Annotated in this window: 13 protein-coding genes; 7 read left to right on the top strand and 6 right to left on the bottom strand. The window is 58.3% G+C overall.

Features of this window, described 5'->3' with window-relative positions; all coding sequences use genetic code 11:
- The first annotated feature begins 5 nt into the window (after nucleotides 1-5).
- From EoCCA6_RS08640 to EoCCA6_RS08655, 4 genes are read left to right on the top strand one after another with little or no spacing between them, the layout of a single operon-like run.
- Nucleotides 6-548 carry a fimbrial protein gene (locus EoCCA6_RS08640; protein ID WP_152082331.1) on the top strand — a complete coding sequence of 181 codons (543 nt, stop codon included), beginning with the start codon at nucleotides 6-8 and terminating at the stop codon, nucleotides 546-548.
- 9 nt (nucleotides 549-557) lie between these two features.
- Nucleotides 558-1088 (top strand): fimbrial protein, encoded by a 531-nt coding sequence (locus EoCCA6_RS08645; RefSeq protein WP_152082332.1) that lies wholly within the window; start codon nucleotides 558-560, stop codon nucleotides 1086-1088.
- Nucleotides 1054-1791 carry a fimbrial biogenesis chaperone gene (locus tag EoCCA6_RS08650; RefSeq protein ID WP_232623274.1) on the top strand — a complete coding sequence of 246 codons (738 nt, stop codon included), beginning with the start codon at nucleotides 1054-1056 and terminating at the stop codon, nucleotides 1789-1791. Before EoCCA6_RS08645 ends, EoCCA6_RS08650 begins: the two co-directional genes overlap by 35 nt.
- Before the next feature lie 31 nt (nucleotides 1792-1822).
- Nucleotides 1823-2449, top strand: coding sequence for a thioredoxin domain-containing protein (locus EoCCA6_RS08655; RefSeq protein WP_152082333.1), 627 nt, complete (start codon nucleotides 1823-1825; stop codon nucleotides 2447-2449).
- Nucleotides 2450-2505: 56 nt separating this feature from the next.
- Here the strand turns inward: EoCCA6_RS08655 and lsrG are convergent, their stop codons facing one another.
- The 6 genes from lsrG to lsrA are packed head-to-tail and all read right to left on the bottom strand — an operon-like array spanning nucleotide 2506 to nucleotide 8192.
- Nucleotides 2506-2799, bottom strand: coding sequence for a (4S)-4-hydroxy-5-phosphonooxypentane-2,3-dione isomerase (lsrG, locus tag EoCCA6_RS08660; RefSeq protein WP_014071825.1), 294 nt, complete (start codon nucleotides 2797-2799; stop codon nucleotides 2506-2508).
- Nucleotides 2796-3683 carry a 3-hydroxy-5-phosphonooxypentane-2,4-dione thiolase gene (gene lsrF / locus EoCCA6_RS08665; protein WP_152082334.1) on the bottom strand — a complete coding sequence of 296 codons (888 nt, stop codon included), beginning with the start codon at nucleotides 3681-3683 and terminating at the stop codon, nucleotides 2796-2798. The genes lsrG and lsrF overlap by 4 nt, the downstream gene beginning before the upstream one ends.
- A gap of 11 nt (nucleotides 3684-3694) precedes the next feature.
- Nucleotides 3695-4696, bottom strand: coding sequence for an autoinducer 2 ABC transporter substrate-binding protein LsrB (lsrB, locus tag EoCCA6_RS08670; RefSeq protein ID WP_152082335.1), 1002 nt, complete (start codon nucleotides 4694-4696; stop codon nucleotides 3695-3697).
- Nucleotides 4693-5676: an autoinducer 2 ABC transporter permease LsrD gene (gene lsrD / locus EoCCA6_RS08675; protein ID WP_152082336.1), complete on the bottom strand. Its 984-nt coding sequence runs from the start codon at nucleotides 5674-5676 to the stop codon at nucleotides 4693-4695. The genes lsrB and lsrD overlap by 4 nt, the downstream gene beginning before the upstream one ends.
- Nucleotides 5677-6708, bottom strand: a complete 1032-nt coding sequence (lsrC, locus tag EoCCA6_RS08680) for an autoinducer 2 ABC transporter permease LsrC (RefSeq protein WP_152082337.1) — start codon at nucleotides 6706-6708, stop codon at nucleotides 5677-5679.
- A complete protein-coding gene (gene lsrA, locus EoCCA6_RS08685) occupies nucleotides 6705-8192 on the bottom strand; it encodes an autoinducer 2 ABC transporter ATP-binding protein LsrA (protein ID WP_152084424.1) in 1488 nt (495 codons plus the stop codon). Before lsrA ends, lsrC begins: the two co-directional genes overlap by 4 nt.
- A gap of 215 nt (nucleotides 8193-8407) precedes the next feature.
- Here lsrA and lsrR point away from each other — a divergent pair, with 215 nt between their 5' ends.
- The 3 genes from lsrR to EoCCA6_RS08700 all read left to right on the top strand — a co-directional run bounded on the left by lsrR (nucleotide 8408) and on the right by EoCCA6_RS08700 (nucleotide 13203).
- The gene (gene lsrR / locus EoCCA6_RS08690; protein ID WP_152082338.1) at nucleotides 8408-9376 is read left to right on the top strand and encodes a transcriptional regulator LsrR; all 969 of its coding nucleotides are present in this window, start codon (nucleotides 8408-8410) and stop codon (nucleotides 9374-9376) included.
- 34 nt (nucleotides 9377-9410) lie between these two features.
- Nucleotides 9411-11003: an autoinducer-2 kinase gene (lsrK, locus tag EoCCA6_RS08695; RefSeq protein WP_152082339.1), complete on the top strand. Its 1593-nt coding sequence runs from the start codon at nucleotides 9411-9413 to the stop codon at nucleotides 11001-11003.
- Between the two features lie 178 nt (nucleotides 11004-11181).
- Nucleotides 11182-13203 carry an NADPH-dependent 2,4-dienoyl-CoA reductase gene (locus EoCCA6_RS08700; protein WP_152082340.1) on the top strand — a complete coding sequence of 674 codons (2022 nt, stop codon included), beginning with the start codon at nucleotides 11182-11184 and terminating at the stop codon, nucleotides 13201-13203.
- The last annotated feature ends 59 nt before the right edge of the window (nucleotides 13204-13262 follow it).

A 13262-nucleotide genomic window follows, 5' to 3' on the forward strand; every position in this document is an offset into this window, starting at 1 on the left:
GCTAAATGAAAAACATTTATTTTTCCGCTCTGCTCACTCTTTTTTTCTGGATGCCGCTAACGCATGCCGATGATGGCGCGTCGATAAATCTCCAGATATTCGGCACGATTATTGGTGAATCCTGTGATGTCGATGTGAACAGTAAAGAACAAACCGTCTATCTGGGTGAATTTGACAGTTCGGCGTTTCCTGCGCCAGGGACGACGTCGCCGGAAAAACCCTTCACAATTGATCTGAAGAATTGTTCGCGGGCCATCAACGGAACAAAAGTCTGGTTCAGCGGGACACCGGATATTAATAACCCCGATCTTTTATCCCTCAGCGACACGGGGAAAGGAACAGCGAGCCAAATGGCAACGGGTCTTGGTGTGGAAATTCTTAACGCTGAGCATAATCCCATTAGCATAAATAACGTGGAATCTGACACCTACCCCTTAACACAAGGCGATAATAGCTTAACGTTTAATTTACGGTATAAATCTACCCTGTCAGACGTCACGCCGGGGAATGCCACAGCCATCATGTATTTTGATTTGCTTTATCAGTAGGATGCGGAAATGAAAAAAATATCAACGATACTCTTTACCGCGCTTTCGCTGGTGGCGTTATTTTCAGAATGCATTCTGGCACACGACGGCACAATTTATATTACTGGCGTGATTCATAAAAAGACATGCAGTATTGCGCCTGACTCTCAAACTCTGACGGTCACGATGGACAACGTGCAAAGCACATATTTTACCCGGCCGGGTATGGGGGCGGATTATCACCCGTTTACCCTCAGTGTGGAAAACTGCGCAGGGACAGAAGGTTCCGTCAGTATTACCTTTGACGGCACACCAGACACGGTAAACCCCGACTTGCTGACGCTCATCGGCGGTGAAGGTTATGCAACGGGAATTGGCGTCGGTATTTATAACCAGGATAAGACGCTTATTGCCATAGGAAGCCATAGCCAGGAGACGTTGATTATTCCCAATCAGAGCGACGCGACTCTCCATTTTTACGCCCGCTATGTTGCCACTGCCAGCACCGTAACCACCGGGACGGCAAATGCCACAACGACATTTATCCTTAATTATGCGTAAACGTTCATTTGGGGCGGCGCTCCTGACGCTCTTTTTTCTGTCGCTCCCCCTGCTACAGGCGAAGGCGGGCGTGGTGATCGGCGGAACGCGTTTTGTCTATCCAGAACGAGAGAAATCGATCAGCTTTTCCGTCCGTAACCCTTCTGACGAATCTTATCTGATCTACACCAAAGTCGAGCCTGGTGGCTTATGGACGGGAGCAGATGTCCCGCACGGGCTTCAAACCACATTTGTGGCTATGCCACAGCTGTTTTCACTGCATCCTGAACGCGAGAACACGGTTCGTCTGATCTTCACGAGTGGAGACGTGCCCGCAGACCGTGAAACGCTGTTCACCTTAAACGTTGCGGCGATCCCTTCTGCTAACCATGACGTCTCCGGTGTACAAACGGCGGTACGTTCGCGCTTTAAACTTTTTTATCGTCCTGCCGGACTCGCCGGAAAACCAGATGATGCCTACCAGGCCCTACACTGGTCACGAAGCAAAAATAAGGTTGTCGTGAACAACCCGACGCCTTACTACGTCACGCTTTATCAGCTCAGCCTCGGAGGAAAGAGCATACCGGACGGCGGCGTTGTTGCCCCTTTCAGTGAGCGCTTACTTGATGGCTGTATCACCCCTGGGTTATGCGAGGTTCGCTGGCAAACGATCAATGATTTCGGCCGCATTATGCCTGTTCGCACACAGACAGTTGCGTCGTAGTCCCGTTTTCTCTCTTTTACGGAATACCATAATGGAAGTCTCAACCGCCCTTCATCGCCTTTCGCTCCTGCTGGCTGCGACCGTGACTTTCTCAGCCGCAACGCAGGCAGAGCAAGTCACACCGCAGCAGATTGATCAAACAGGAAAAGCAGCAGAAACCTATTTTGCCGCCCATCCTGAAAAGATTGGCGAAACCGTCGCGACATACCTTGCCGAACATCCTGAGTTTTTAGTGGCAGCAGGCGAAAGTCTCCGTCAGCGTCAGCAGATAGCACAGCAGCAGGCGATGGTTCAAAATGCGTTGCACCACCGTGAGCAGTTACTTAACACCGGCGAACCCGTCGTCGGGCCAGCTGACGCGAAAGTCGCCGTGGTGTCTTTTGTGGACGAACACTGTGTGAACTGCAACGTCACAGAAGAGATTCTCCACGCCAACCCGGATGTCCGTTTTATCTTTAAAAAAATGCCCACAGCGGGATCGGCAGACAACGCATTACAGGAAAATGTGGCGCTGCTGAAGCAGATTGGGTTTACGAACATGCCAGCGTTTATTGTCCTGCCTCAGGAAAAAGACCCGGTGATTCAGCGCATTAGCGTTCTTTCAGGAAACATCGCCTCCGATGCAATAATCATGGCGATCCAGAAAGCCAAAGGATAAACCCGACATTTCCGCAGCCTCCGATGACGCGCTCAAGCACGTCACCGGAGACGATCTTACTCCGGCAACAACCCGACAAAACTGCGTTTTTTGCGCGGCTCTGACATCAGCGCTTCGAGCTTATCCACGCACGCCAGGTAGTGCGGCGTTTTCTTGTGCGCCAGCACCGCCTCTTCATCTTTATACGCCTCGTATATAAAGAACCGGGTTTTCACCCGCGGGTCCTGCAACACGTCGAAGCGCAGGTTTCCCGGCTCCTGGATCGCCCCTTCATGGTTGGCGCGAAACACCTCCAGAAACTCATCCACCCGTTCCGGTTTGATGTTGATCTCCACTAACGTCACATTCATTTTGCTTCTCCCTGTTTCTCTTCCTGCCAGAACTGGAACGCATCCCGCGCGCTCATGTTCTCGTGTACCACTTTCTTCACGGCTTTCAGCATGGCGAGCGGCGCGCTGGACTGGAAGATATTTCGCCCCATATCCACGCCGGACGCGCCCTGATCGATAGCCCGCCAGCACATCTCCAGCGCCTCGTGTTCCGGCAGCTTTTTCCCCCCGGCGATAACAATCGGTACCGGGCAGCTGGCGGTCACTTTTTCGAAGCCCTCATCCACATAATAGGTTTTGACGAACTGTGCCCCCATTTCGGCGGCGATACGGCTGGCGAGCGAGAAATACCGTGCGTCGCGCGCCATCTCTTTGCCGACGCCGGTCACGGCAAGCGTGGGCATGCCGTAGCGCGCCCCCGCATCCACCAGCTTGATGATGTTGTTGATCGACTGATGCTCGAATTCGCTGCCGATGTAGACCTGTGCCGCCACCGCGCAGACGTTCAGGCGCAGCGCGTCCTCCATCGCCACCGCCACACACTCGTTGGAAAGCTCGCCCAGAATCGAATTCCCCCCGGAGGCGCGCAGCACCACCGGTTTGTTGGTCGCCGCGGGGACGGTGCTGCGCAGAATGCCGCGGGTACACATCAGCACGTCGGTTTCGCCAAACAGCGGCGCAATAGAGAGATCGATACGCTCAAGTCCGGTAGTCGGCCCCTGAAAGTAGCCGTGGTCAAAGGCCAGCATCACCGTGCGGTTGCTCTGCGGGTTGAAGATGCGCGAAAGCCTCGACTGCATGCCCCAGTCCAGCGAGCCGCAGCCTTTCAGGGTGTAGGGTGCGTTGACCTGCGGCGTACCGATGCCAAAATCCTTACCGTCTTTGATGTCGTCTAAATCAGCCATTTGTTCCCCCGTCAGAAATCGTATTTGTTGATGTTCTCTTTGGTGAACACCACGCGCTCCGGCAGCAGCACGATGCCGTTGCCTTTCGCTTCATACTGATAGCCCTGCACGCTGTTCGGCTCGACCTTCAGCGTCCCGATGTCTTTTACGTCCACGCTGTCACCGACGTTAAGATCGCCCTTTTTCAGCAAACGATCGGCGACATTGACCGCAATTTTGCCCTGTTGCACCACATCCCACAGGCCGAAGGCTTTTACCGTGCCGCGCTCGACGTAGGGGCGCATCACATTCGGCGTGCTAAACCCGACAATCGCCACCCCTTCCCGCTTCAGGTTTTCCGCTGCCTGTGCTGCCGCTGGCAGGGCATTGGCATCCGGGGCGATAATCGCATCCAGATCCGGATACGCTTTTAAGATCCCCTCGGCGGTTTGCAGAGATTTGGTGGCATCGTTATAGCCAAACTGGGTGGTGACAATCTGCCACTGGGGATGGTCTTTCTCGATTTTGGCCTTCGCCTCTTTCACCCACTGGTTCTGGTCGGTGACGGTGGGGCTGGAGTAGAAGAACGCCACTTTGGCATTCGGTTTGGTGACCTGCTTGCCTGCCATGTCCACCAGCAGGCCGCCGAGCTGTTCTGGCGTGCCCTGGTTGATGTAGATGCTGCGGCACTCCGGTTTGGTATCGGAGTCCCAGGTCAATACTTTGACGCCGCGCTGCATCGCGCGCTTCAGCGCCGGGCAGAGGCCGTCCGGCGACACGGCGGAGACGATAATGGCGTTATAGCCCTGGTTGACGAAGTTATTGATGAGCTGCACCTGCCCGGAGACGCTCGGCTCGGTCGGGCCGTCGTAGGTCACGTCCACGCCAAGATCTTTCCCCGCCTCTTTCGCGCCGTTGCCGCCGCTGGTAAAGAAGCCGACGCCCACCAGTTTCGGGATAAAGGCGATGCGGTCCGCCGCCTGCGCCGACGCGAAGCTGAGGGCCATCGCCAGGACTATCAGTTTTGTTTTCATCTTACGCTCCGGGTAAGTTTTGTGAGGAGAGATCGCACCCATTCACGGTGCAGACTCAATGAACGTCCCATCACCACCACAACCAACAGCGCCCCTGACAGCGCGCTCGACACCTGGTTGGGGATGCCGACCATCTGTAAACCCTGTTGCAGATACCCCACCAGCAGCGCCGCCAGTGCAGTACCCGTAACCGAACCTGAACCGCCATAAATATTGGCTCCGCCGAGCACGGCGGCGGTGAGTGCAGGCATTAATAAATCACGCCCCAGATCCGAGCGCGCGGAACCGAAATAAGAGACCATCACCAGCGCAGCAATCGCTGAGGCCACGCCCACCAGACCGTACAGCGCGTAGGGCATACCGTTGACCGACAGGGCCGCATAGCGCGCTGCGCGCGGGTTTTGCCCAATCAAAAACAGGTGACGACCAAAGCGCCCGCGATGGGTTATCAGCCAGAAGAAGACGGTAATCAGCGCGAACAGCACCAGCGGGATTGGCAGGCCAAGAACGGTAAGATTGGCGAACGCGGTAAAGCTGTCCGGGAAGCCGCCGATGCCCTCGTAGCCCGTCGCCCCCGCCATGCCGGAGAGCAGCAGCGCGCCGCCGCCGTACAGGTAGAGCGTGCCGAGGGTGATCACTAAAGGGCTGATGCCGGTGTAGTGGATCAACGCCGCGTTAAGCAACCCGCACAGCAGGCCCAGCAGCAGCGTCAGCGGGATGGCCACCGCCATCGGCCAGCCTGCCTGCATCATGACGCCCAACGCGATGGCGCACAGGCCGATGGTCGAGCCGAGAGAGATATCGATCCCACCGCTGATAATCACCAGAGTGAGCGGCAGCGCGACAATACCAATGCAGATAAAATCGCTGGTGCTGAACAGCAGCATGTTGATGTCGAGCATGCGCGGGTTGATGGCACCGAAGAGCAAGATCTCCAGCACCAGTAAAATGAGTAGCGCGCTTTCCCAGTTAAGTTTCATTTACGCCACCTCTTTTTTGCGTTTTGGAAACGGGGTGACGTGCTTTCCCCCTTTATTACCCGGCTGGAAGCGGCTATATTTCAGCGCCCGCTGATGGCGCGCCAGCGCCTGACGCAGACGCCCGTCGAGCACCAGCACGCCCAGCAACACCAGCCCGGCGATAAAGTCGTTCCACCAGGCCGGAAGCCTGAACAGCACCAGCACGGTGTCGATTTGCGTGAGGAAGAAAGCGCCGAGTAAGGCACCGATCAGCGTGCCGGTGCCGCCCAAAAGCGAGATGCCCCCGAGAACGCAGGCGGCGATGGCTTTCATCTCCAGCCCGCTGCCGGTCTGATTGGGGACAAAGCCAATCTGCGCGGCAAAGACAATCCCGGCGCAGGCGGCCAGCATACCGTTCAGCGTAAAGGCGATCATGCGGGTGCGGTTCACCGCCACGCCCAGTTGTCGTGCGGCGGCAAGGTTATCGCCCACGGCATAAAAATCACGCCCGAAGGCAGTGCGCGACAGCGTCCACGCGCCAATGACCGCTAAAAACAGAACTACCATCCCAAGCGGTGAAATGCCAATAGCGACGGGCTCAGAGAGAGATTTCAGGCTTGATGGCAGCCCTTCAATCCATTTTCCGCCCGTCCAGAGCAGCATCGCCCCGCGATACAGCCCCAGCGTGCCGAGCGTGGCGACAATCGCCGGAATACGTAGCCCCACAACCAGAAAGCCGTTAAATGCCCCGGCCAGTGCGCCGATCGCCAGTGCAAAAAGCATCGCTACCGGCAGGCTGTAGCCGCTGTTCAGCGCCACACCCACCGCAATCGCCGACAGCCCGACGGTGGAGCCAACGGAAACGTCGATGTTGCGGGTCAGCATCACCAGCGCCGCGCCAAGCGCCAGCAGGATCAGGATCTGCGAGCTGGCGAAGATCATCCCCAGCGTTTGCAGGCTGAAGTAAGCCGGATTCAGCGCCACGAGGACGGCAAACAGCGCCAGAATAGCGAGAAACGCGCTCAGTTCGCGGTTTTTGAGTAAGATCTTCATGATTGCCCTCCGAACGCCAGTGCCATCATCCGGTCGAGACTGACGGCGTGGCGCGGCAGCTCGCCGCTGAGCACGCCCTGGTGCATCACCAGCACGCGGTCTGCAAGCCCAGGGAACTCATCAAGGTCGCTTGAGATCATCAGCACCGCGACGTTCTGCGCCGCCACGCTTTTTATCAGCTGATAGATGTCGGCGCGCGCCGAGACGTCCACGCCGCGTGTCGGTTCATCGACGATCAGCAAAAGTGGATTCGCTTCCAGACAACGCGCCAGCAGCACCTTCTGCTGGTTACCGCCGGAGAGCGTGCGCACGGTTTGATCCGCATCGTTGAGTTTGATCCCCAGCGCCCGGTGATAGCGCTCCACCACCGCAGACTCCCGTTTGCGCTGCTGCCAGACTGACGGCTCGTTCAGCGCCACGGTGTTCCAGCGGATTGGCGCATCCAGGAACAAGCCGGAAACCTGCCGATCCTCCGGCAGATAAACCAGCCCTCTATCCAGACGCGCAGACACGGAGTCATTGCTAATCTCCTGATTTTCCAGCCAGATGCGTCCACCCCGCACCGGACGCAAACCGTAGAGCGTTTCTGCAAACTCAGTGCGCCCCGATCCCACCAGCCCGGCCAGCCCGACGATCTCCCCGGCATAAATCTCCAGGCTGAGATCGATAAACCCTTCCCCGGTGAGATCCTCCACACGCAGTACCGGAAAATCCTGCGGCTGGGTGCGGCGGTTGCCCGGCAACGCCAGCCACAGCTTTTGCGTATCGCTCAGGGATTTCTCCCGGCTGACCGGCGTCATGGCGGCAATCAGGGCGTTATCGTCGAACTGCGCGGTTTCGCCGCTCAGCACCACTGCACCGTCGCGCATCACCGAGACGTGGCTCGAAAGCATGCGGATTTCCGGCAGCTTATGCGAGATAAAGACAATGCCGACGCCGAGTTCCTGCAGAGCGCGGATCTGGCGAAACAGGCGTTCGGTCTCGCCCGGCGTGAGCGAGGCCGTGGGTTCATCGAGGATCAGAATCTTCGCGTTGCGCATTAATCCACGCAGGATCTCCACCATCTGCTGATCCGCTACCTCCAGGGTGCTGGCGGTGGCGTCGAGATTAAGCTGGCACTGCAATTGTTGAAGTTTCTCTGCCAGTCGCTCATCCAGATCGCTTTCACGCGGCAGGCGGAACAGGATGTTTTCCCGCACCGTCAGGTTGGGAAACAGCAGTGGCTCCTGCGGCACCAGGTAAATGCCGAGCTTATGTGCCTGCGCGGGGGTTAGCCGCGTAAATGGCTGCCCGACGACAGAAAGTTCACCGCTGTCCGGTGTCTCAACCCCGGCGATGATCTTCATCAGCGTCGATTTTCCCGCGCCGTTACCGCCCATCAATGCATGCACCTGCCCTGCAAGCAGCGTGAAATCAATGCCTTTTAACACCGACACGCCAGAGAACTGCTTGCAGATATCACGTGCTTCGATAAGTGGGGTCATCATCGCTCCGCTATTGAACAAATGATTTTTAGATTTAATAATGTTCAAAAGCGTAGACGGTGAACTATATTTACAACCGTGCAGGGATCACAGTTTTATCGATTAAGATCCAGATAAAGCAGAAACCCTCTAAAAGATCTGTTTTGCCGCGCGGCTCACATTTTCTGCCCGCGCCATCACGAACATATGATCTAAATTTTTATAAGAGTTCAAATATGAGCGATAAACGCACTGCGGAAGAAGGACGGTTTGCCGGGCTGGCACTGGCAGAAGAGGAGCTGGTGGCGCGCGTGGCCTGGTGCTACTACCACGACGGGCTAACCCAGAACGACATTGGCGAGCGGCTCGGCCTGCCGCGTCTGAAGATTTCGCGCCTGCTGGAAAAAGGCCGCCAGTCCGGGGTGATCCGCGTGCAGATCAACTCGCGCTACGAGGGCTGTCTGGCGCTGGAAACGGAGTTGCAACAACGTTTTGGGTTGAAACTGGTACGCGTGATGCCTGCGCTGAACACGCCGCCGATGAACGTGCGGTTAGGCATTGGCGCGGCACAGTCGCTGATGGGCGTGCTGGAACCCGGCCAGCTGTTAGCGGTGGGATTTGGTGAAACGACCATGAGCAGCCTGCAGCATTTAAGCGGTTTTATTAGCTCACAGCAGATCCGCCTGGTCACGCTCTCCGGCGGCGTCGGACCGTATATGACCGGGATCGGTCAGCTAGATGCAGCCTGCAGCGTCAGCATGATCCCCGCCCCGCTTCGCGTCTCATCTGCTGAAGTGGCCGGGATCTTAAAACGGGAAACCAGCGTGCGGGACGTGATCCTCGCCGCAACCGCCGCAGATGTTGCCGTGGTAGGTATTGGTTCGGTGAACCAGCGTCGGGACGCCACCATTTTGCGCTCCGGCTATATCAGCGAAGGTGAACAGCTGATGTACGCCCGCAAAGGCGCAGTGGGTGACATCCTCGGCTATTTCCTCAACGGCGAGGGGGAATGCGTCGAGGAGCTGGAGATCCATAAAGAATTACTCGGCGTCACGCTCGATGAACTGGCACAGCTGCCCACCATCGTTGGCGTGGCCGGCGGCGAAGAGAAAGCCGATGCGATTTATGCCGCACTGAAAGGTCGCCGTATCAATGGCCTGGTGACGGAAGAGACGACAGCCCGCGCGGTGCTGGCCCTGACGTAACGGGGATGCCCTGCGCTAACAACGAGGCAAGCTCATGAGTTACCTTTTAGCGTTAGATGCAGGGACAGGCAGCGTTCGCGCCGTAATTTTCGATTTACAGGGCAACCAGATTGCCGTCGGCCAGGCCGAGTGGAAACACCTGAGCGTGGAGAACGTGCCGGGGTCGATGGAGTTTGACCTCGACACCAACTGGCGGCTCACCTGCCAGTGCATTCAACAGGCGCTGGATCGTGCGCACCTGAGCGCCGCGGATATTCAGTCCGTTGCCTGCTGCTCGATGCGTGAAGGCATTGTGCTCTTTGACCGCAACGGCGAGGCCATCTGGGCCTGCGCCAACGTCGACGCCCGCGCCAGCCGCGAGGTGGCCGAGCTTAAAGAGATCCACGACGACCGTTTTGAATCCGAAGTGTATGAGGTCTCCGGGCAAACTCTTGCTCTGAGCGCCATGCCGCGCCTGCTGTGGCTGGCGCACCATCGCCCGGATATTTACCGTAAAGCCGCGACCATCACCATGATCAGCGACTGGCTGGCGGCGAAGCTCTCCGGCGAGCTGGCGGTTGACCCGTCGAACGCGGGCACGACGGGCATGCTGGATCTGTTCTCCCGCGACTGGCGTCCGGCGCTGCTCGACATGGCCGGGCTGCGTGCCGATATTCTCTCCCCGGTAAAAGAGACCGGCACGGTGTTGGGGGCCATAACCAAAGAAGCCGCGCAACAGAGCGGCCTGCGCGAAGGCACGCCCGTGGTGATGGGTGGGGGCGATGTGCAACTGGGTTGTCTGGGGCTGGGCGTAGTGCGCGCCGGACAAACGGCGGTGCTGGGCGGCACCTTCTGGCAGCAGGTGGTGAACCTGCCACAGGTGCGCACGGACCCAGAGATGAATATTCGCGTGAATCCGCACGTCATTCCCGGCATGGCGCAGGCGGAGTCGATCAGCTTCTTTACCGGCCTGACTATGCGCTGGTTCCGCGACGCCTTCTGCGCGGAAGAGAAATTAATTGCCGAACGCATGGGCATGGATACCTACTCCCTGCTCGAAGAGATGGCGAGCCGCGTACCGGCGGGTTCCCACGGCGTAATGCCGATCTTCTCTGACGCGATGCATTTCAAGCAGTGGTACCACGCCGCGCCGTCGTTTATTAACCTCTCCATCGATCCGGAAAAGTGCAACAAAGCCACGCTGTTCCGTGCCCTGGAAGAGAACGCGGCGATTGTCTCGGCCTGTAATCTGGCGCAGATTTCACGCTTCTCCGGCGTGGCATTTGAGAGCCTGGTTTTTGCCGGAGGGGGGTCGAAAGGGGCGTTGTGGAGCCAGATTCTAAGCGACGTCACCGGCCTGCCGGTACGCGTGCCGGAAGTGAAAGAGGCAACGGCGCTCGGCTGCGCGATTGCCGCCGGCGCGGGCGCGGGGCTGTTTGCGGATATGGCCTCGACGGGCGAGCGGCTGGTGAAATGGAGCCGCGAGTTCACGCCGAATCCGCAACACCGGGAGCTGTACGACGGCATGATGCAGAAGTGGCAGGCGGTCTATGCCGACCAGCTTGGGCTGGTGGACAGCGGCCTGACGACCTCGATGTGGCAGGCACCAGGACTGGTGCGTACCCCCTCACCCCGGCCCTCTCCCTAAGGGAGAGGGAGATTAAGTCCCCTCTCCCTGTGGGAGAGGGTTAGGGTGAGGGCATCAGGCCACACCAATATTTGAATCCCATCACATTCACTGCATTCCCCTTTTCCCTTTTACTCCCCGCTGGCTAAATTAGTAACTCATCCGACCACATAACAATAATTTTACACTGGAAGAGACTATGAGCCGCTACCCGTCGTTATTCGCCCCCCTCGATTTGGGGTTCACTACCCTTAAAAACCGCGTATTGATGGGCTCGATGCATACCGGGCTGGAAGAGCGACCGGACGGCCCGGAGCGGCTGGCGGCCTTCTACGCCGAGCGCGCGCGCCACGGCGTCGCGCTGATTGTGACCGGCGGCGTCGCCCCAGCCACCACGGGCGTGACGATGGAGGGCGGCGCGGTGCTGAACGATGCGTCACAGCTTGCGCATCACCGGATTGTGACCGACGCGGTTCACAAAGAAGGCGGCAAAATTGCCCTGCAGATCCTGCACACTGGCCGCTACAGCTATCAACCGAATCTGGTCGCGCCGTCGGCCATTCAGGCACCTATTAACCGTTTTAAGCCGCATGCCCTGAGCCACGACGAGATCCTGGCGCTGATTGACGACTTCGCCCGCTGCACCGCGCTGGCGCGTGAAGCGGGCTACGATGGCGTCGAGGTAATGGGTTCCGAAGGCTATCTGATCAACGAATTCCTCGCCGCCCGCACCAACCAGCGCGAGGATGAATGGGGCGGCGACTATGCCCGCCGCATGCGCTTCGCCGTGGAAGTCGTGCGCGCGGTACGCGAACGTGCGGGCGCGGATTTTATCATCATCTTCCGCCTTTCGATGCTCGATCTGGTGGAAGGCGGCGGCACGTTTGACGAAACCGTGCAGCTGGCACAGGCGATTGAAGCTGCAGGTGTCACCATCATCAACACCGGGATCGGCTGGCACGAAGCGCGCATCCCCACCATCGCCACGCCGGTGCCGCGCGCGGCCTTCAGTTGGGTGACGCGCAAGCTGAAAGGCAAAGTCTCTGTTCCACTGGTGACCACCAACCGCATTAACGACCCGCAGGTGGCGGAGGATGTGATATCACGCGGCGACGCCGATATGGTGTCGATGGCACGTCCGTTCCTCGCAGATGCCGAATTGCTGTCCAAAGCGCAAAGCGGGCGGGCGGATGAGATCAATACCTGCATTGGCTGTAACCAGGCCTGTTTGGATCAGATTTTCGTCGGTAAGGTTACCTCTTGTCTCGTCAACCCACGCGCCTGCCATGAAACCAAAATACCGGTCGTGCCTGCGGTTAATAAAAAACGCCTGGCCGTGGTCGGCGCGGGTCCGGCGGGGCTGGCGTTTGCGGTGAATGCCGCCGGACGCGGGCACAGCGTGACGCTGTTTGATGCCGCAGCCGAAATCGGTGGGCAGTTTAATATCGCCAAACAGATCCCCGGCAAAGAGGAGTTCTACGAAACCCTGCGCTATTACCGCCGGATGATCGAGCTGACGGGAGTCGATCTGCGGCTCAACCAGTGGGTCACGCCTGACGATCTGATCGATTTCGATGAGGTGATCCTGGCGAGCGGGATCGCGCCGCGCATCCCTGCGATCGAGGGTATCGACCATCCGAAGGTGCTGAGCTATCTGGACGTGCTGCGCGACAAAGTGCCGGTTGGGGAAAAAGTGGCGATTATCGGCTGTGGGGGCATCGGTTTTGATACCGCCATGTACTTAAGCCAGCCGGGTGAAGCCACCAGCCAGAATATTGCCGAGTTTTGCGTGGAGTGGGGAATTGATACCAGCCTCAAACAGGCTGGCGGCCTGCGCCCGGAAGGGCCGCAACTGCCAAAAAGCCCGCGCCAGATTGTGATGCTACAGCGTAAAGCCAGTAAGCCAGGTGAAGGGCTGGGCAAAACCACCGGCTGGATACATCGTGCTACCCTGCTCTCTCGCGGCGTGAAGATGATCCCGGCGGTGAGCTACCAGAAGATCGACGATGACGGGCTGCACGTGCTGATCGGCGGTGAGCCGCAGCTGCTGCGCGTGGATCATGTCATTTTATGTGCCGGGCAGGAGCCGAAACGCGATCTGGCCGATCCGCTGCGTGAAGCGGGTAAACCAGTGCATTTGATTGGCGGATGCGATGTGGCGATGGAGCTGGATGCGCGGCGGGCAATTGCGCAGGGGACGAAATTAGCGCTGGAGATCTAGAGCATTGCCGGGCGGCGCTGCGCTTGCCCGGCCTACGGGTACGAGGCCGTTGTAGGCCC

This window comes from Enterobacter oligotrophicus (genome assembly GCF_009176645.1).
Classification (GTDB): Bacteria; Pseudomonadota; Gammaproteobacteria; order Enterobacterales; family Enterobacteriaceae; genus Enterobacter; species Enterobacter oligotrophicus.